Source organism: Azospirillum sp. HJ39 (genome assembly GCF_041507355.1).
In the GTDB taxonomy this organism is placed as follows: Bacteria; Pseudomonadota; Alphaproteobacteria; order Azospirillales; family Azospirillaceae; genus Azospirillum; species Azospirillum thiophilum.
Map to the genome: position 1 here is coordinate 422,715 of NZ_CP167911.1, position 17,969 is coordinate 440,683.

Annotated in this window: 15 protein-coding genes; 8 read left to right on the top strand and 7 right to left on the bottom strand. The window is 68.7% G+C overall.

Features of this window, described 5'->3' with window-relative positions:
• Positions 1–29: 29 nt before the first annotated feature.
• Positions 30–584: a DUF4760 domain-containing protein gene (locus ABMY26_RS15435; protein WP_372398129.1), complete on the top strand. Its 555-nt coding sequence runs from the start codon at positions 30–32 to the stop codon at positions 582–584.
• Between the two features lie 15 nt (positions 585–599).
• On the opposite strand, the gene glgA is transcribed toward ABMY26_RS15435, so the two are convergent.
• Complete coding sequence (gene glgA / locus ABMY26_RS15440; RefSeq protein WP_372398130.1) at positions 600–2,072, bottom strand: glycogen synthase GlgA; 1,473 nt, start codon at positions 2,070–2,072, stop codon at positions 600–602.
• 91 nt (positions 2,073–2,163) lie between these two features.
• Positions 2,164–3,435, bottom strand: coding sequence for a glucose-1-phosphate adenylyltransferase (glgC, locus tag ABMY26_RS15445; protein WP_372398131.1), 1,272 nt, complete (start codon positions 3,433–3,435; stop codon positions 2,164–2,166).
• A 670-nt stretch (positions 3,436–4,105) separates the two neighbouring features.
• On the opposite strand from glgC, the gene ABMY26_RS15450 reads away from it, so the two are divergent.
• The 5 genes from ABMY26_RS15450 to ABMY26_RS15470 all read left to right on the top strand — a co-directional run bounded on the left by ABMY26_RS15450 (position 4,106) and on the right by ABMY26_RS15470 (position 11,025).
• Positions 4,106–5,425 carry an ammonium transporter gene (locus ABMY26_RS15450; RefSeq protein WP_372398132.1) on the top strand — a complete coding sequence of 440 codons (1,320 nt, stop codon included), beginning with the start codon at positions 4,106–4,108 and terminating at the stop codon, positions 5,423–5,425.
• Between the two features lie 200 nt (positions 5,426–5,625).
• Positions 5,626–6,486, top strand: coding sequence for a pirin family protein (locus ABMY26_RS15455; RefSeq protein ID WP_372398133.1), 861 nt, complete (start codon positions 5,626–5,628; stop codon positions 6,484–6,486).
• Positions 6,487–6,663: 177 nt separating this feature from the next.
• A complete protein-coding gene (locus ABMY26_RS15460) occupies positions 6,664–7,221 on the top strand; it encodes a hypothetical protein (protein WP_372398134.1) in 558 nt (185 codons plus the stop codon).
• Positions 7,222–7,331: 110 nt separating this feature from the next.
• Positions 7,332–7,505, top strand: coding sequence for a hypothetical protein (locus tag ABMY26_RS15465; protein WP_372398135.1), 174 nt, complete (start codon positions 7,332–7,334; stop codon positions 7,503–7,505).
• 487 nt (positions 7,506–7,992) lie between these two features.
• A complete protein-coding gene (locus ABMY26_RS15470) occupies positions 7,993–11,025 on the top strand; it encodes an EAL domain-containing protein (RefSeq protein WP_372398136.1) in 3,033 nt (1,010 codons plus the stop codon).
• A 139-nt stretch (positions 11,026–11,164) separates the two neighbouring features.
• Here ABMY26_RS15470 and ABMY26_RS15475 read toward each other — a convergent pair whose 3' ends face one another.
• Positions 11,165–11,581, bottom strand: coding sequence for a hypothetical protein (locus ABMY26_RS15475; protein WP_372398137.1), 417 nt, complete (start codon positions 11,579–11,581; stop codon positions 11,165–11,167).
• 116 nt (positions 11,582–11,697) lie between these two features.
• Positions 11,698–12,612, bottom strand: a complete 915-nt coding sequence (locus tag ABMY26_RS15480; RefSeq protein ID WP_372398138.1) for a pseudouridine-5'-phosphate glycosidase — start codon at positions 12,610–12,612, stop codon at positions 11,698–11,700.
• A 39-nt stretch (positions 12,613–12,651) separates the two neighbouring features.
• On the opposite strand from ABMY26_RS15480, the gene ABMY26_RS15485 reads away from it, so the two are divergent.
• Together ABMY26_RS15485 and ABMY26_RS15490 are read left to right on the top strand one after the other, a co-directional pair.
• Positions 12,652–13,704, top strand: a complete 1,053-nt coding sequence (locus ABMY26_RS15485; RefSeq protein WP_372398139.1) for a ligase-associated DNA damage response exonuclease — start codon at positions 12,652–12,654, stop codon at positions 13,702–13,704.
• Positions 13,701–15,338, top strand: coding sequence for a cisplatin damage response ATP-dependent DNA ligase (locus ABMY26_RS15490; RefSeq protein WP_372398140.1), 1,638 nt, complete (start codon positions 13,701–13,703; stop codon positions 15,336–15,338). The genes ABMY26_RS15485 and ABMY26_RS15490 overlap by 4 nt, the downstream gene beginning before the upstream one ends.
• A gap of 62 nt (positions 15,339–15,400) precedes the next feature.
• On the opposite strand, the gene ABMY26_RS15495 is transcribed toward ABMY26_RS15490, so the two are convergent.
• The 3 genes from ABMY26_RS15495 to ABMY26_RS15505 all read right to left on the bottom strand — a co-directional run bounded on the left by ABMY26_RS15495 (position 15,401) and on the right by ABMY26_RS15505 (position 17,906).
• Positions 15,401–16,033 carry a 2OG-Fe(II) oxygenase gene (locus ABMY26_RS15495; RefSeq protein ID WP_372398141.1) on the bottom strand — a complete coding sequence of 211 codons (633 nt, stop codon included), beginning with the start codon at positions 16,031–16,033 and terminating at the stop codon, positions 15,401–15,403.
• A gap of 76 nt (positions 16,034–16,109) precedes the next feature.
• On the bottom strand, positions 16,110–16,766 hold the full coding sequence (locus tag ABMY26_RS15500; RefSeq protein ID WP_372398142.1) for a 2OG-Fe(II) oxygenase: 657 nt from the start codon (positions 16,764–16,766) through the stop codon (positions 16,110–16,112).
• A gap of 162 nt (positions 16,767–16,928) precedes the next feature.
• Positions 16,929–17,906, bottom strand: a complete 978-nt coding sequence (locus ABMY26_RS15505) for a mitochondrial fission ELM1 family protein (RefSeq protein WP_372398143.1) — start codon at positions 17,904–17,906, stop codon at positions 16,929–16,931.
• Positions 17,907–17,969 lie beyond the last annotated feature (63 nt).

The window sequence follows — 17,969 nt, forward strand, 5'->3', positions numbered from 1 at the left end:
TTTAGAAAATCTTCCGACCGGATATCGCCATGGACGCATCTCTTGTTTCCTCAATCGCAGCGGTTGTCAGTGTGATCGTGAGTCTCGGGGCCATGCTTCTGGTATTGAAGCAAACGATTCTCAATGCCGAGCAGATCAGGATAATGCGCGACGCCTATCTTGCCGATCACGAGCGTCGGAAAAAGCAGTCGACCATCGAGTACGTCAACAGCATCAGAGATAAATACCGGCCAATTGTAGAAAGGCTCGAAGATAAATTCGGGAAGGATCTTGTCATAAATCTTCCCGATATCGATCAAGGAGAGCGGCGTAATATAAAGGAACTTCTTTCAATAATCGAGCATATGGCTGTCGGTGTCGAAACGGAAGTGTACGATATCGATATTATAGACAGGATGTCCGGATCCTATTTTCTCCGGATCAGGCGTATACTCGACCCTTATATCAGCGATGCGCAAAAACGGAATGCCAACAACTATATAGAATTCGATCGGATGTGCGACCGCATCCGTGCGAAGCGGAAGCCCCTCAACAACAAAGGGAAGCTGGAACTGCCGGCGGAACGGGGGAGGGTGCCGGCATAACGGCCGGCTGGGCCGTTACCCGCGCCCCCCCAACCCCCGGTACAGCTCCATATACTCCTCCGCCGGGCCGTGCCAGCCGAAGTCCCGCGTCATGGCGCGGCGCTGCATCGCCTGCCAGCGCTCCGGCTTGCGGTAGATCCCAAGCGCCCGGCGCAGCGACCACAGCAGCTCCTGGGCGCTGGCCTCGACGAACTGGAACCCCGTCGCGCTGCCATCGGCGCTGGCGGCCGGGTTGGCGTCGACCACCGTGTCGGCAAGGCCACCGGTGCGGCGGACCAGCGGCAGCGTGCCGTATTTCAAAGCGTAGAGCTGGGTCAGGCCGCAGGGCTCCGACCGTGACGGCACCAGGAACAGGTCGGCTCCCGCCTGGATGCGGTGGGACAGCGGCTCGTCATAGCCGATGCGGACGCCAACCGATTGCGGATGCCACTGGGCGAGGTGGCGGAAGCCGGCCTCGCTCGCCGCCTCGCCGCTGCCCAGAACCACCAGCTGCCCACCCCAGGCGATCCATTGCGCCGCCGCCTCCAGCACCAGGTCGAGGCCCTTGTGCCAGGTCAGCCGGCTGACCACCGCGGCCAGCGGCGCGTCGGGGCGGCGGTCGAGGCCGAAGGCCGATTGCAGGTCGGCCTTGCAGGCGTCCTTGCCGCCGAGGTCGTCGGGGGTGTAGCGGGCGGGAAGATGCGGGTCGGTCGCCGGATTCCACACGGCATAGTCGACGCCGTTCAGGATGCCGGTCAGCACGTCGGCGCGGCTGGCGAGCAGCCCCTGCAGGCCGGTGCCGTGCTCCGCCGTCTGGATTTCGTTGGCGTAGGTCGGGCTGACCGTGGTCAGGCGGTCGGCGTAATAGCAGCCGGACTTGAGGAAGCTGACATTGCCGTAATACTCCACCCCGTCGACCCGGAAGCTGGAGGAGGGCAGGCCGAGGTCGCCCATCATCCAGGGGCCGAACAGGCCCTGATAGGCGATGTTGTGGATGGTCAGCACGGTGCCCGGCCGGAACGGGCCGGAAAAACGGTCGGGACGCAGCGCCAGATAGGCCGGGATCAGCCCGGCCTGCCAGTCATGGCCGTGCAGGATGTCGGGCCGCCACCAGGGATCGTAGGACGGCTCGGCGGCGAAGCCGGCGGCGACCCAGGCGAGCGCGGCGAAGCGCTGGGCATTGTCCGGCCAGTCCTTGCCGTCCGGCCCGAGATAGGGGTTGCCGGGGCGGTCGTAGAGCGACGGCGCGTCCAGCACATAGGCCAGCACCCCGTCCGCCGTCCGGCCCATGCGCAGCCGGGCGCGGTCGCAGCCGGGCAGGTCGGTGATCAGCTCCCCGACCTCGTGCAGGTTCTGCAGGCTGCCCAGCACCGCCGGATAGCCCGGCAGCAGCAGGCGGACATCGGCCCCGGCGGCGTTCAGGGCCGGCGGCAGGGCGGCGGACACGTCCGCCAGCCCCCCGGTCTTGACCATCGGGTAGCATTCGGACGTGACGTAGAGGACGCGCATCGGGAAGGCACTCGGGTAAAAAAGGCGGGAAAGGCGGAGACGGACGGCCCTGCCGCCCGCAGGGGGAGGCGGGCGGCAGGCAGGCCGTCGCCTACGCCTTCGGCAGCTTCTCGATCATCTCGCGGGTGATCAGGACGACGCCGCCCTCGCTGCGGTGGAAGCGGCTGGCGTCCAGCTCCGGATCCTCGCCGACGACGAGGCCGTTGGGGATGGTGACGCCGCGGTCGATCACCACCTTCTTCAGCCGGCAATGGCGGCCGATGTCGCATTCCGGCAGCACCACCGCCTCGTGCAGCTCGCTGTAGGAGTTGACGCGGACCGAGCTGAACAGCAGCGAGCGCCGCACGGTGGATCCGGAGATGATGCAGCCGCCCGACACCAGGCTGTCCACCGCCATGCCGCGCCGGTTCTCGTCGTCGAAGACGAACTTGGCCGGCGGCAGCTGTTCCTGGTAGGTGAAGATCGGCCAGTCGCGGTTGTACATGTTCAACTGCGGCGTGACGTGGCAGAGGTCGAGGTTGGCCTCCCAATAGGCGTCGATGGTGCCGACGTCGCGCCAGTAGGGGGCATCGTCCGGCGCGTCGATGATCGCGCTGTCGGCATAGTCGTGGGCGACGATCCGCGCGCCCGCCTTGACCAGATGCGGGATGATGTCCTTGCCGAAGTCGCGGCTGGAGCCGGGGGTGGCGACGTCGCGCTCCAGCTGCTCGTACAGGAACTGGGCGTTGAAGACGTAGATGCCCATGCTGGCCAGCGCCATGTCGGGGCGGCCCGGCATCGGCGGCGGGTCGGCCGGCTTCTCGACGAAATCGATGATGCGGCGCTCGTCGTCGATGTGCATCACGCCGAATCCGGTCGCCTGTTCGCGCGGGACCGCGATGCAGGGGACGGTGACGTCGGCCTTGCGGTCGATGTGGTCGAGCAGCAGCGCGCCGTAATCCATCTTGTAGATGTGGTCGCCGGCCAGGATCAGGACATATTCCGGCTCGTGGTCGCGCAGGATGTCCAGGTTCTGGAACACGGCGTCGGCGGTGCCCTGGTACCATTCCGTCTCGCTGATGCGCTGCTGGGCCGGCAGCAGGTCGCAGAACTCGTTCATCTCGCCGCGGAAGACGTTCCAGCCGCGCTGGAGGTGGCGCAGAAGGCTGTGCGACTTGTACTGGGTCAGCACGCCGATGCGGCGGAAGCCGGAATTGACGCAGTTGGACAGCGCGAAGTCGATGATGCGGTACTTGCCGCCGAAATATGTCGCCGGCTTGGCCCGCCGGTCTGTCAGCTGCTTCAGACGGCTTCCGCGTCCGCCGGCCAGCACCAGCGCCACCGCCCGCCGCGGTGCGAGGCGCAGATCCCGTTTGTCGAGCATGGCCGTTACCCCCTTTGCCTTATTCTTGCAGCCGCGCGCGAGCGGCCTACCTGTGTGGAGGCGTTGACGGTGCCACAACTCGTCGCCATGTCCAATAGGCCCGGCGGGGGGAGCGCCTCGGCCGACCGGCCGCCGGTATCGGGGCCGGCATAGGCCGGACGTCCGGCGGCAGTCCGGCAGACGGGCACCCATTGCAGGACGGGATAAGAGGTGTGTCCCTCGTGCCGCGCCGCTGACCGCCACGCGCCCAGTGTATGCACAAAATTTCATCATTTGCCGGAAAGGCAGCCAAGTTGCTGCGCCGGCCCCAGGCAGTCCGTCCTATCCGATGCCCGTGAACCGTCCGGGGATCGCTAGAAAGCCTGAAAATTGCGGGCCAATGTCAGCGCCGACATCTGCCCATTTTCTGGGCGATCGGGGGGCGCGACTCGTAAGGGGCTGCCCGTTCGGGGGTCCCGGCCGGGGACAACCCTGACGATTCCAAGCCGTTTTCGGTTGGCACGCTTCTTGTAACGCTGGAGGCGTCCTTGGTCCCGTCCGCCGCCCCGTCTTTGCCGGGGACGGGGCGACCGGGACGGGGTCGTCCCGGGGGCGGCGCCCGCGCGGAACACCTCCGGTGCCGTGCCGGCCGCCTCGGGGCGGGAGCGATTTTGGAGAAAGAGGAGCCTCGATGAACCGTCTCTTCCTTATGGCCGCACCGATGATCGCGGTTGCTCTTGGCGCGGCCGGCCTGCCGGTCGCTGCCTTTGCCCAGGACGCGGCGGCGGCAGCCACCCCGGCGCCGACGCTCAGCGCGGGCGATACCGCCTGGATGCTGACGGCGACGGCCCTGGTCCTGTTCATGACCATTCCGGGCCTGGCGCTGTTCTACGGCGGCATGGTGCGCAAGAAGAATGTCCTGGCCACGGTCATGCAGAGCTTCGCGATCTGCTGCCTCGTGTCGATCCTGTGGATCGTGATCGGCTACAGCCTTGCCTTCAGCGAAGGCAGCCCCTATGTCGGCGGCCTGTCCAAGGCGCTGCTGAACGGCCTGACCAAGGACAGCCTGTCCGGCGTGATTCCGGAATCGGTCTTCATCGTCTTCCAGATGACCTTCGCGATCATCACCCCGGCCCTGATCACCGGCGCCTTCGCCGACCGCATGAAGTTCTCCTCCATGCTGGTGTTCACCGCGCTGTGGTCGGTCGTCATCTATGCCCCGATCACCCACTGGGTCTGGGGTCCGGGCGGCTATCTGATGGGTGACGGCGTGCTCGACTATGCCGGCGGCACCGTCGTCCACATCAATGCGGGCGTGGCCGGCCTGGTCGCGGCGCTGGTCCTCGGCAAGCGCAAGGGCTACCCGAACGAGAATTTCGCCCCGCACAACCTGGTGCTGAGCCTCGTCGGCGCCGCCATGCTGTGGGTCGGCTGGTTCGGCTTCAACGCCGGTTCGGCGGTCGCCGCCGACGGCCGTGCGGGCATGGCCATGCTGGTCACGCAGATCGCCGCCGCCGCCGCCGCTCTCGCCTGGATGTTCGCGGAGTGGGTCCTCAAGGGCAAGCCGTCGGTTCTCGGCATCATCTCCGGCGCGGTCGGCGGCCTGGTCGCCATCACCCCGGCCTCGGGCTTCGTCGGCCCGATGGGCGCGCTGGTCATCGGCGTGGTCGCCGGCGTGGTCTGCTACTGGGGCGCCACCGGCCTGAAGCATGCGCTCGGCTATGACGACAGCCTGGACGCCTTCGGCGTGCACGGCATCGGCGGCATCGTCGGCGCCGTCCTGACCGGCGTCTTCGCCCAGGAAGCCATCGGCGGCACCGCCGGCCTGCTGGAAGGCAATGCCGGACAGGTCGTCACCCAGCTCTACGGCATCGTCGCCACCATCGTCTATTCGGGCATCGGTTCCTTCATCCTGCTCAAGGTCATCGACGTGGTGATGGGCCTGCGCGTGGAAGAGGATGTGGAGCGCGACGGTCTCGACCTCGCCCTGCACGGCGAGAGCATCCACTAAGACAAACCCTTTCCCACAGGGTCTCTCGCGAGAAGGCCGCCGGATTTCCGGCGGCCTTTTCATTTGCCGCCTTTTCCGTCGGTTGGCGGCGATTGTTGCGCGGGCGGAAACGCAGTGGCGCGGCATGGCGGGCTTCACGCCGGGGCCGGGGCGGATTACCTGTGGTCCATCGCCACAGCGTTTTTTCGGGAGTCCCCGCCATGTCCGTCCAATCCGCCACCTCCGGCGCCCGTCCGGTGCTTGCCGCCATCGAGGGCATGGCCACTTCCGACGGTGCCGGCGTCAGCATGACCCGCATGCTGGGCACCCCGCGCCTGCGCACGCTCGATCCCTTCCTGATGCTCGACCTGTTCGGGTCGGACGAGCCGACCGACTATCTGGCCGGCTTCCCCGACCATCCCCACCGCGGGTTCGAGACGGTGACCTACATGCTGGCCGGCCGCATGCGCCATGCCGACAACCACGGGCATGAGGGGGTGATCGAGACCGGCGGCGTGCAATGGATGACCGCCGGCCGCGGCCTGGTCCATTCCGAGATGCCGGAGCAGACCGAAGGGCTGATGCGGGGCTTCCAGCTGTGGATCAACCTGCCGGCCCGGCTGAAGATGACCGAGCCGCGCTATCAGGAGTTCCCGGCCGCCTCCATCCCGGTGGAGCGGCGCGAGGACGGGGCGACCGTCACCGTGATCGCCGGCGACACCGCGCGGGGCACCGCGGGCCCGGTGCGGGCGGAGGCGACCGACGCCCGCTATTTCGACGTGGCGCTGCCGCCGTCGGTGTCCTTCGCCGAACCGCTGCCCGCCGGCCACACCGCCTTCCTGGTGCTGTTCGAAGGCACGCTGACGGTGGGGGACCAGGGGGAGGAGCTGGCGGGGCCGCGGGTGATCGTGCTGGGCGACGGCGGGCGGGTCGAGGCGGTCGCGGGCTCCGGCGGCGCCCGCTTCCTGCTGCTGGCCGGCGAGCCGATCGGCGAGCCGATCGCCTGGGGCGGCCCCTTCGTCATGAACACCCGCGAAGAGGTGATGCAGGCCTTCCGCGACTTCGAGGAAGGGCGCATCTGACCGCCCGGTTTCGCGCCGCCGCCTCCCGCCGCCTCCCGCCGCCATCCGCATGCCGCGCCTGCGCACCGGCCCGCCCGCCGATGCGGAAGCGCGGCATCTCGTGCCTTGCACCCCCGCCGTCCCCGGTTATCATGGCGCCTTGCGTCTTAATACGAACGATGGCGGGGAGCCGGGGCGATGCGTGCAAAGGGTCTGATGGGTGGCTTCAGGGCGGCTGCCGCCGGGGGACTGGCCGCGGGGCTGCTGGCCCTGACGCTCGCCGGGGGCCTGTTCGCCGCCCGGCCGGCCGCCGCGGTGGATTTCTCCAAGGCCGCGGCCGATTTCGGGCCGGAAGGCGCCTGGAGCAACCAGTGCGACATCGACCGGATGACCGACAGCAAGACCTGCCGGCTGATGATCTACCGCCTGTTCGACGACGGCAAGGATGTCGGCTTCATCGCGCTCAGCGTCATCCCGACCGGCAACGACTTCCACCTGTTCCTGACCACCAGCCAGGGGCTGGTCGACCGCTGCGCCATCCGCGTCGACCGCCAGCCGCGCATCGAATCGCATGTCGCCACGCTGAACATGTGCATGTTCCCGAACTTCGTGTCGGGCCGGGTGGCCGACCAGTTCCGCAACGGCTCGACCATCCTGGTCCGCGTCAGCTCCCCCCGCCTGGGCAAGCGTGACATCGACTTTCCGCTGAACGGCTTCTCCCGCACCTTCGAGGAGATGCAGCGCAGCCTGCAGTGATAGTGATACCGGCGGCACCGGTCACCGACCTGTGCCGCCGGAGGGGCTGACTCCGGTCAGCGCCTCCGGTCAAAGCCACCGGTCCGGGCGAGACCGGGACGACCGACCGTTTGGCGACATCGTCGCCATGGCGCGGCGCCGCCTGGCTGTGGAAGGTCTCGCCCAACATGTGCGTCGCCGGACGGCCGCCGAGCGTCTTCAGCATCGCGCTCTTGCCGTCGAAGGCCTTCATCACCCGTTCGGCCGCCCGCAGCGTCGCCGACAGCCGCGGGATCGCCGGATAGCTCTCCGCCCGTGCGAACGGGCCCTGGGCCAACTCCGCCGGCAGGCCGTCCAGCCCGTCCAGCCCGTGGACCGCCGTCCTCCCAGGTCCTGGCACCGATCGACAGCATCGTCCCGTCCAGCTCGGCGAAGAGTTGCTCCCCGTCCGGGCCGGGGGGCGACCGGCGATGTGCCGGGCAGGGCGCAGCCGGGACGACAGCCGGGGCGGCGACTGTTCCGCGGCGATGTATGGGAGCGATGGGAGAGCGGTTGCAGCATTCTCATAATGCAATGCAAAAAAAGAAAAGGAGATTCTTCAATAAATATCGGAGCCTTGTACGGGAGCAAGATGTATTCGCTCCAATCGGGCGTGGAAATTAACCATAAATCTGGGGGATGTCCTTAGCGAAAACATGTGGCGCCGGAGCGATGGCTTTGTTTATCGTCCTCTAATGGACAAGCTGCTCCCATCGGAGGGTGCGGCTGGGGGACGCCATCAGGGGATGCGACATGACCGATTGGCCCTTCAGATGGACTGCCACATGGCTGCGCGGCTGTGCGTTGCTGGCGGTGCTGATCTCGACGATGGCCCTGTCCCTGCCGGCGGGGGGGCGTGCGACCGCACCGCACCGTACCGTTCTGGTGCTGCATTCCTACCATCAGGGCTATGAGTGGACCGATGGCCAGGCCGCAGGCATTGTCCAGGCGCTGGCGATGGCACACGACACGCTGCCCGTCGTCCATTACCTGGACTGGAAGCGCTTTCCGAATCCCGCCGGGCTCGACCGGCTGCGGGCACTGATCGCCTATCGCCATCCGAAGGGCACTGTCGACGCCATCCTCACCACCGACGACGCCGCGCTGGCCTTCGCGCTCGATTTGCGGCGGGAGATCTACGGCCCGGTGCCGCTGGTCCATGGCGGGGTGATCGGCTCGACGGCGCGCCGGCTGACCGAAGGCGAGGCCGCGGCGGCCGGGGTCGATGAGGCGAAGGACATCGAAGGCACGCTGCGCATGGCGCAGGCGGCCAACCCGAATCTCCGCCGCCTGTACATACTGCGCGACCATACCGAATCGGGGCTGGCGCTCGACGTCGAGATCGAGAAGCTGGCCGCCGCCGGCCGGATCCCCGCCGGACTGACGCGCCAGTTCCTGCCCGACCTGCCCTTTGCCCAGTTGGAGGAGCATCTGGCGACCCTGCCGGTCGACAGTGCGGTGCTGCTGGGAACCTACGCCACCGACCGCGACGGGCTGGTCCTGCCGCCCGAGCAGTTCCTGGAACTGCTGAGCGAGAAGAGCAGCGTGCCGATCTATGGCCTCCAGGATTATCTGCTGGGCCATGGCCTGGCCGGCGGAAGCCTGCTGAGCGGGCAGGAGCATGGCCGTGCGCTGGGCGAACTGGCCGCGACGTTGCTGAACGGCGCCCCTGCGGCGGATCGGTCGGTCGATCTGCCGGCGGAGCGGCGTTCGTCCGTCATCAAGGCGATGGATCACCGGCAGGTGGAGCGCTTCGGTCTCGACCTGTCGCGGGTCGGTCCGCTCGACCTGATGGTGAACAAGCCCTTTTCCTTCCTGGAAAGCTACCGCTGGCTGGTTGTCACGGTCGGCATCGTCATCGTGATGCTGGCCTGCATGGTGCTGGTCCTGGCCTTCGCGCTGCGCCAGCGCCGTGCCGCGGAAGCGGCGTTGCAGCGGAGCAATCTTGCGCTCGGCGACTCGCGCCGCGAATTGCAGTGCAGGCTCGACGAGCTGACCGCCAGCCAGCAGGCGCTGCGCGAGCGCGAGCGGCGGATGCGGCTGGTGGCCGAGGCGTCGCGTGACATCATCTGGACCTGGGAAATGACGGCCGACCGCCGCGTCCTGTCCGGCCGGGTGGAGGAACTGCTGGGCGTCGACGCCGCCAGCATCGATTCGCGCGCAGCCTGGTTCGACCGTCTTCATCCGGAGGACCGCGAACGGGCGGAGGAGGAGTTGCGCCGCCATCTGGCCGGCGAGGTGCCGGAATACCGGGTGGAATACCGGGTGCGCCATCGCGACGGCGACTATCTGTGGATTTTCGCCACCGGCAAGGCGCTGTTCGACGAGGAGGGGCGGCCGACGATCATGGCCGGATCCTACACCGACATCACGGCCGACAAGCGGCAGCAGGCCTGGCTCGACCATATGGCCCATTTCGACCCGTTGACCGGCCTGCCCAACCGGCTGATGCTGGAGAAGCATGTCGATGGGCTGATCGCCGCCGACAAGGCAGCCGGCAATTCCCGGCCGCTGGCCCTGCTGTTCCTCGACATGGACAATTTCAAGGTCATCAACGACAGCTTCGGCCACAAGGCGGGAGACGAGCTGCTGATGGCGGTCGCGATGCGCGCCCGCAGCGCGGCGGGCGACGGGGTGTTCATCGCCCGGCTGGGCGGCGACGAATTCGTCATCGTCGTCCATGGCGCCGCCTCCGGCGACCCGGCGGCGGTGACCGAGCGGCTGGAACTGGGGTTCGTCGCCCCCTTCCTGGTCGAGGGCCAGCATTTCTTCGTGACCTGCAGCGTCGGCGTCGCCCGTTATCCCTGGGACGGCCGCTGCTTCGACGACCTGCTGCAGAATGCCGACACCGCCATGTACCGGGCCAAGGACAGCGGCCGCGGCCGCACCTGCACCTTCACCCCCGACATGAACCGCAAGGTGGTGGAGCGGATGCGGCTGCTCAGCCGGGCGCGGCTGGCCTTCGAGTGCCGGGACTTCGTCCTGCATTACCAGCCGCAGGTCGCGACCGCCGACGGCCGCGTCCGCGGGTTCGAGGCGCTGGCGCGCTGGACCGACAGCGAACTGGGGCCGGTGTCGCCCGACCGCTTCATCCCGGCCTGCGAGGATTGCGGCCTGATCGTTCCGCTCGGGCTGTGGGTGTTGGAGACCGCCTGCACCGAAGCGATGGCGATGGCCGCCCGGGGGCTCGGCGACATGACGATGAGCGTCAACATGTCCGTCGTCCAGCTTGCCCAGCATGATTTCGTATCGCAGGTGCTGGACATCCTGGCGCGCACCGGCCTGCCGCCCCACCGGCTCGAACTGGAGATCACCGAGTCGCAGATGATCGGCTCGCTCGACGCCGCCATCGAGAAGCTGAAGGAGCTGCGCCATGCCGGAATCCACATCGCGCTGGACGATTTCGGCACCGGCTATTCGTCGCTGACCTATCTGCGGACCTTGCCGATCAACACGCTGAAGCTGGACAAGGCCTTCATCGACGATGTCCACCGCCGCCCCGATGCGCGCAACCTGGTGGCGTCGATCGCCCGCATCGCACGGGATCTGTCCCGCACCGTCGTGGCGGAAGGGGTGGAGGACGAGGGGCAGTGGGACGCGCTGTCGCAGATGGGCTGCGAGCTGATCCAGGGCTATTTCATCAGCCGTCCGCTGCCAGCCGGCCGGATCGACTGCTTCATGGCGGCCTGGGAGGGGCGGCGTGCCAGCCTGCCCAGCGTCGCCCGCGCCGACGTGGTGGTCGGCCTGCCCGGCCGGACCGACCGGTCGGGCAGGCCGGACATGTGAAGAACGCCCCGCAGGCGGCCTGCGGGGCGTTCGTCTTCAGACAGGAGCCGGATGGCGGGTTCATCAGGGAGGAGCCGGAATGGCACCGGGCTCGATGGCGCCGCGTTGGACGGGGAGGCGTCCGGGGTCAGTGAGGCGGTCAGTGACGGGTGCGGGCCGGGGTGACGTAGACGCCGTCCCAGTCGACGCCGAACAGGGCGTCGTCGCCGGCCTCCTCGACCAGATCGTCATATTCATGCGCCTCGATCAGCCCGAAGATCGAGGCGGTGCCCGAGGCGTCGAGGTCGCAGGTGACCACATGGCCGCCCACCTCGACCGAGGTGAAGAACACCTCCGGCAGCTCCATGCCGTCCAGGTCGGCGGTGACCGCGCTCTCGATCTCGTGGACGAGACGGGACGACAGCGACACCCGCAATTTGGCGGCCTGCGAGGCCCAGACGATGCGCTTCACGTGGGCGGGCGCCTTCATCTCGCTCGCACCCGGCGCCTCGTCGCCTTGGCCGGCCATCGCGATCATCCGGGAAACCAGGGTCGAGGTGCTGCTCGGTGCGCGCATGAAAGCCTCCGCTCGTGTGATGGCGACAGGTTTGCGCGCAGGCGGTTAACGTGGTCTTAAGCCGCGACCGGGGCTTAAGCCTTACCTCCCATGAGGTATGGCCTATCCCTTCGGACCTATGAGTTCGACAGGGCGGTGGCGACCCCCGCCGCGACCCGCGCATTGTTGCGGATCAGTGCGATGTTGGCGGTCAGGCTGCGCCCGCCGGTGAGGCGCTCCAGCGCCGCCAGCAGATGCGGCGTGATGTCCTTGCCCTTGATTCCCTTGGCTTCCGCATCGGCCAGCGCCTGGGCGACGGCCGTCTCCATGGCGTCGGCGTCGAGTTCGTCGCCGGCCGGGATCGGGTTGGCCAGCAGCACGCCGCCCTCCAGCCCAAGCCGCCATTTCGTCCGCAGGATGTCCGCCACCTCGGTCACATTGTCACAGCGATGATCGACCGGCAGGCCGCTGCGCCGGCTGTAGAAAGCGGGAAACTCGGCGGTGCCGAATCCCAGCACCGGGACGCCGCGGGTTTCCAGCACCTCCAGCGTCTTGGGCAGGTCGAGAATCGACTTGGCGCCGGCGCAGACCACGCAGACCGAGGTGCGCGCCAGCTCCTCCAGGTCGGCCGACACGTCGAAGCTGGTCTCCGCCCCGCGATGGACGCCGCCGATGCCGCCGGTGGCGAAGACGGCGATGCCGGCCAGCCGCGCCGCGATCATCGTCGCCGCCACCGTGGTCGCTCCCAACGCCCCGGCCGCCAGCGCGATGGGCAGGTCGCGGCGGCTCAGCTTGCGCACCGCGTGGCCGCCGGTCGCCAGCCGGTCCAGCGCCCCGTCGTCCAGCCCGATGCGGATGCGCCCGTCCAGCACGGCGATGGTGGCGGGGACGGCGCCGGCGGCCCGCACCTCCGCCTCCAGCGCGCGGGCGGTCTCCAGGTTGCGGGGATAGGGCATGCCGTGGGAGATCACCGTCGATTCGAGCGCCACCACCGGGCGATTGCCGGCCAGCGCGTCGGCGACCTCGGGGGTCGGCAGCAGGAAGGAATGCATGCCCTGTCTCTCCGGTTGGGACGCCCTACATTAGGACGCATGTCCGCTTCATTCCATCCCAATCCCGACCGCCCCCATCCCGACCGGTGGATCAAGGTCCGTCCCGAAGGCCTCTATGTCGAGCCGGGCGGCTTCCACATCGACCCGGTGCGGCCGGTGGAGCGCGCAATCGTCACCCACGGCCATTCCGACCATGCCCGGCCCGGAAACCGCCATGTGCTGGCGACTCCGGCCACGCTCGCCATCATGCGCCAGCGGATCGGCGAGGCGGCCGGCGGGTCGTTGCAGCCGCTGGAGTATGGCGAGGGGTTGACCGTCGGCGATGTCGCGGTGCGGCTGGTGCCGGCCGGCCATGTGCTGGGCAGCGCCCAGGTGGTGCTGGAGCATGCCGGCTCGCGCGTCGTGGTGTCGGGCGACTACAAGCGCCGGCCCGACCGCACCTGCCTGCCCTTCGAGCCGGTGCCCTGCGACGTCTTCGTCACCGAGGCGACCTTCGGCCTGCCGGTCTTCCGCCATCCGCCCGACCTGGGCGAGGTGGGCCGGCTGCTGCATTCGATGAGCCTGTTCCCGGAGCGCAGCCATGTCGTCGGCGTCTATGCGCTCGGCAAGTGCCAGCGGCTGATCACGCTGCTGCGGGCCTCTGGCTACGACCGGCCGATCTGGCTGCATGGCGCGCTGGAGCCGATGTGCCGGCTCTACCGCGAGCATGGGGTGGAGCTGGGCGAGCTGCGCCCGGCGACCGCCGCCGCCAAGGAGGAGCTGAAGGGCGCGCTGGTGCTGGCGCCGCCGTCGGCGGTGGCCGACCGCTGGGCGCGGCGGCTGGCCGATCCGGTGGTGGCGATGGCGTCGGGCTGGATGCGGGTGCGCCAGCGCGCCCGCCAGCGCGGGGTCGAGCTGCCGCTGGTCATCTCCGACCATGCCGACTGGGACGAGCTGTGCCGGACGCTGGAGGATGTCGGCGCGCCGGAGGTCTGGGTCACCCATGGCCGCGAGGAGGCGCTGGTCCATTACGCCACCCGCCGCGGCATCCGCGCCCGGGCGCTGGCGCTGATCGGCTTCGAGGATGAGGATTCGGAAGAGGGGGTGTCGTGAACCGCTTCGCCGCGTTGATCGATGCGCTGGTCTTCATGCCGTCGCGCACCGGCAAGATCCGCCTGCTGGTCGAGCATTTCGCCACCGCGCCGGACCCGGACCGCGGCTGGGCGCTGGCGGCGCTGACCGGGGCGCTGAGCTTCCGCGAGGCCAAGCCCGCCGCCATCCGCGAGCTGGCGGCGACGCGGGTCGATCCGGAGCTGCTGGCCCTGTCCTACGACTATGTCGGCGATCTGGCGGAGACGGTGGCGCTGATCTGGCCCGAGCGGCCGGCATCCTGGGCGGAGCGGGCCAACAGCCTGCCGCCCAGCCTGGACGAGGTGGTGGACGCGCTGCGGAGCGCCAGGCGCGGGCAGGCGATCGGGCTGGTGGAAGGCTGGCTCGACACGCTCGATTCGTCGGGGCGCTTCGCCTTGCTGAAGCTGATCACCGGGGCGCTGCGCATCGGCGTGTCGGCCCGGCTGGCCAAGACCGCCCTGGCGGAATGGGGCAGGGCGGCCCGGCCGGAGGTCGGCGTCGACGATGAAATCGGCGTCGACGATGAAATCGGCGTCGACGATGTCGAGGAGGTCTGGCACGGGCTGAGCCCGCCCTATGTCGAGCTGTTCGCCTGGCTGGAGGGGCGGGCGGAGCGGCCGGCCGCCGGCCATGGCGCCGGCTTCCGCCCGATGATGCTGTCCCACCCGCTGGAGGAGGAGGAGCGGGCGGCGCTCGACCCCGCCGCCTATGCCGCCGAATGGAAGTGGGACGGCATCCGCGTCCAGCTGGCGGCGCGCGACGGCCAGCGCCGGCTCTACAGCCGCACCGGCGACGACGTGTCCGGCGCCTTTCCCGACATCACCGACCATATGGGCTTCGACGCGGTGCTGGACGGCGAGCTGCTGGTGGCGCGCGACGGGGTGGTGGCGCCCTTCAACGACCTGCAGCAGCGGCTGAACCGCAAGACGGTGACGGCGCAGATGCTGCGCGACGGTCCGGCCTGGGTCCGGCTCTACGACATCCTGTTCGACGGCGCCGAGGATCTGCGCGGGCTGCCCTTCGTCGAGCGCCGCGCCCGGCTGGAGCGCTGGTACGACGCGGTGCGGCCGCGCCGGATGGACCTGTCGCCGCTGGTGCCCTTCGCCGCCTGGGACGAGCTGGCGGCGCTGCGCGAGGGCGCGCGGGAGAACGGCATCGAGGGGCTGATGCTGAAGCGGCGCGACAGCGCCTATCTCGCCGGGCGGCCGAAAGGGCCGTGGTTCAAGTGGAAGCGCGGGGCGCTGACGCTCGACACCGTGATGATGTACGCCCAGCGCGGCCACGGCAAACGGTCGAGCTATTATTCCGACTACACCTTCGGCGTCTGGCGCGGCGAGGAGCTGGTGCCGGTCGGCAAGGCCTATTCCGGCTTCACCGACGCCGAACTGGTGGAACTGGACCGCTGGGTCCGCACCCACACCACCAAGCGCTACGGGCCGGTGCGCGAGGTGGCGGCCGGGCTGGTGCTGGAGGTCGCCTTCGACAGCGTCCACCCGTCGACACGGCACAAGAGCGGGCTGGCGATGCGCTTCCCCCGCATCCACCGCATCCGCTGGGACAAGCCGGCGCATGAGGCCGACCGGCTGGAGACGCTGGCGGCGATGGTGGCGGGGTGAGGGGGGAGAGGGGGGGACCCCCACCTAACCTCCCCCGCTGGGCGGGGGAGGGGCTGCCCCCCTCAATACCCCTTCGGCTGGCCGCCGAAGACGCCCTTCGCCCAGGCACCGACGCGGTGGCGCCATTGTTCGTGCCAGATATAGACACTGCCCTTGACCCAGTTCATCTGGATCGCGCGGCGCTGGCCCTCGAACGGGTAATGGCCGTGCCAGGAGCTGTCGCTGCGGCGGAAGCACATCAGGGTGCCTTCCTCCGGCGGGACCTCGGCGGCATAATCCTCCAGGTTCTGGGAGCGCAGGATGCGCAGGCGGCCGCCGGTGGCCTCCCAGGGCGGGTTCATGTAGATCAGGACGGTGACGATCTTGCTGGCCGAATCCGGGTGGATCTTGCCGTCGGTCGCCCGGCACATGCCCCGCGCGGTGAACATGGTCGGATAGTGCGACAGGTCCAGCCCGAACTTCTCGGAGAAGGCCCGGCAGACCTCCGGCCCCTTCAGCTCGGCGATCAGCCGGTCGAAGCTCGGCCCCTGCGGGAAGACGCCGAGTGGAATCGAGCCGGGCTTGTCGACCTTGGGATAGTCACGGTGAAGCTCTTCGAGATATTCCCGCTTCACGAAACCCGGAACGCAGAGAAAATCGAAGGGGTCGCGCTGAAGTTCCACAGCACGGAATTTGTCCAGATCGAGCATGGACATGGATCAGAAACTCCGAAAGGGCGTGCCGGCGCTGGTCTGGCCCCCCGACCGACGTCACTTAAACATGCAAGAAATTTTATGCAACAGCTTTGTCAGGGAAGCAGAGTTCATGCCGCGCCCGCCATTCGGGGCCGACATAATTGACGATGATCGATTTGCGCACGCCGTCGATCGGACGTTTCGCGAAGCCGTGCCAGGTGTTTCCGGCGGGGATGAAGATCAGCCCTTCATTGAAGGCATAGGGCGCCCGGGCGACGATGGTCCGGGTTTCGTCCAGCACGTCGGTCCCCCAATGGGCGCAGTTCGGCCCCTTCGAGAGATAGACCAGCATCGTGTATTTCTTGACGCCGATGTCGGTGTGCGGCTCCAGCCAGAAGCCGTCGGTGTCCTGGCAATATTCGATGCGCAGGCTGGTGCCGGTCAGGTCGACCTTGCAGGTCCGCTGGATCGCCTCCACCACCGGGCGGCTCTGGAAGGCCCGGGCCACCGTCTCGCACACCGGATGGGTTGCACGGTTCTCCACCCCGAAATAGGTGCGCGAGGCGTTGTTGGTGTCGCGCTTGCCAGAGCTGCCGGATACCGGCGCCGGCCCCCAGGGCAGGGCGGCGATGGCGTCGGCGGCATCGGTCGGCAGCGCCTCGGACAGGAGCCAATGAGCGTAGGGGGTGCCGGACTTCCGGCTGCGCTCCAGGCAACGCAGGAACGAGGCGGAGACGGCGTCGGGGGTGGTCATGGCTGGTCGATTCCGAATCGGGGGCGGACCGGTCGGGGCGGTCGTTTTTCCGGCTTATGGCATGGTCCGCGGCGGGATGCCGCCGGCAAACCGGTGCTGCCGGCGGGGTGCGCGCATCGGTCGCGCGAGGCGGTTGCGAGAGGCGTCCCCCGTCCCCCGGTTCTACGTCAGGCCATGCCGTTTCCTGTGCGCCGGCAGGCGCCGCATCACCTCGGCGGCCACCGTCCCGCGGTCGTCCAGCGGCGGATAATCCCAATGGTCGAGCGTGCCGTCGAAGCGGCGGGTGATGCCGTCCCGGTACAGCCCGTCATGGAAGGCGCGGAACTTGGGCGACCCGCCCTCCATCTCGATCACATAGACCGGCTTGCCGGTCGAGCAGGCCTCCGAGGTCATCGACACGCTGTCGCAGGTCACAACCACCGCGTCGGCCAGCCCGAGATAGGCGAAATAGGGATTCTCGCCGCTGCCGTCCCACACCTCCGCCGGCAGGCCGGACAGGCGGGCGCGCAGGATCGCCTCGTTGTCGGCGCCGGTGCGGCGCGACGGCGTGACCATCAGCCCGGCGCCATGGCTGTGCGTCAGGTTGGCCAGCCGTTCCGCCACGTCGCCCATGATGGTCGGCGTCAGGCGGTAGACGCCGTTGTCGCCGCCGATCAGCACCGCGATGCGCGGATGCGGCAGATGGGCGAGCCGCGGGGCGAAGCGCGCCGCCGCGTCGGCCAGGACGGCGGGCGTCACCCGGTGCAGCGCGCCGCGCGTCACCAGCACATTGTCGCCGCGCAGCTTGTCGTGGCGCGGCACCACCACCAGGTCGAACCTGTGCGGGTTCATCACCGGATCCTGGGTCTGGATGGTGAAGGTGCGGCCGCCCGACAGGCTGCGCACCGCCAGCGAGACGGGGATGCTCTGCCGGCCGGTGCCGATCAGGATGTCGGGCCAGGGGGGGGCCACCGGATCGCCCTCGGGGCTGGGGGCGAAGCGGTTGCCGATGCGCAGGTACGGGGTCAGCTGGCGCCAGGGCGTGCGCAGGCGCACGCGCTTGATCACCGGCGTCAGGCCCAGCGCCTCGGCCAGGCCGATGCACTGGTTTTCCATGCCGGCCTTGCCGTCGGACACAACCCAGCAGGTCAGGGATTGCATGAGCGCTCGGATCGTTGGGGCTGCGGAGGGGTTGGCGGCCGCGGCGGCGGAAAGGCCGGCATC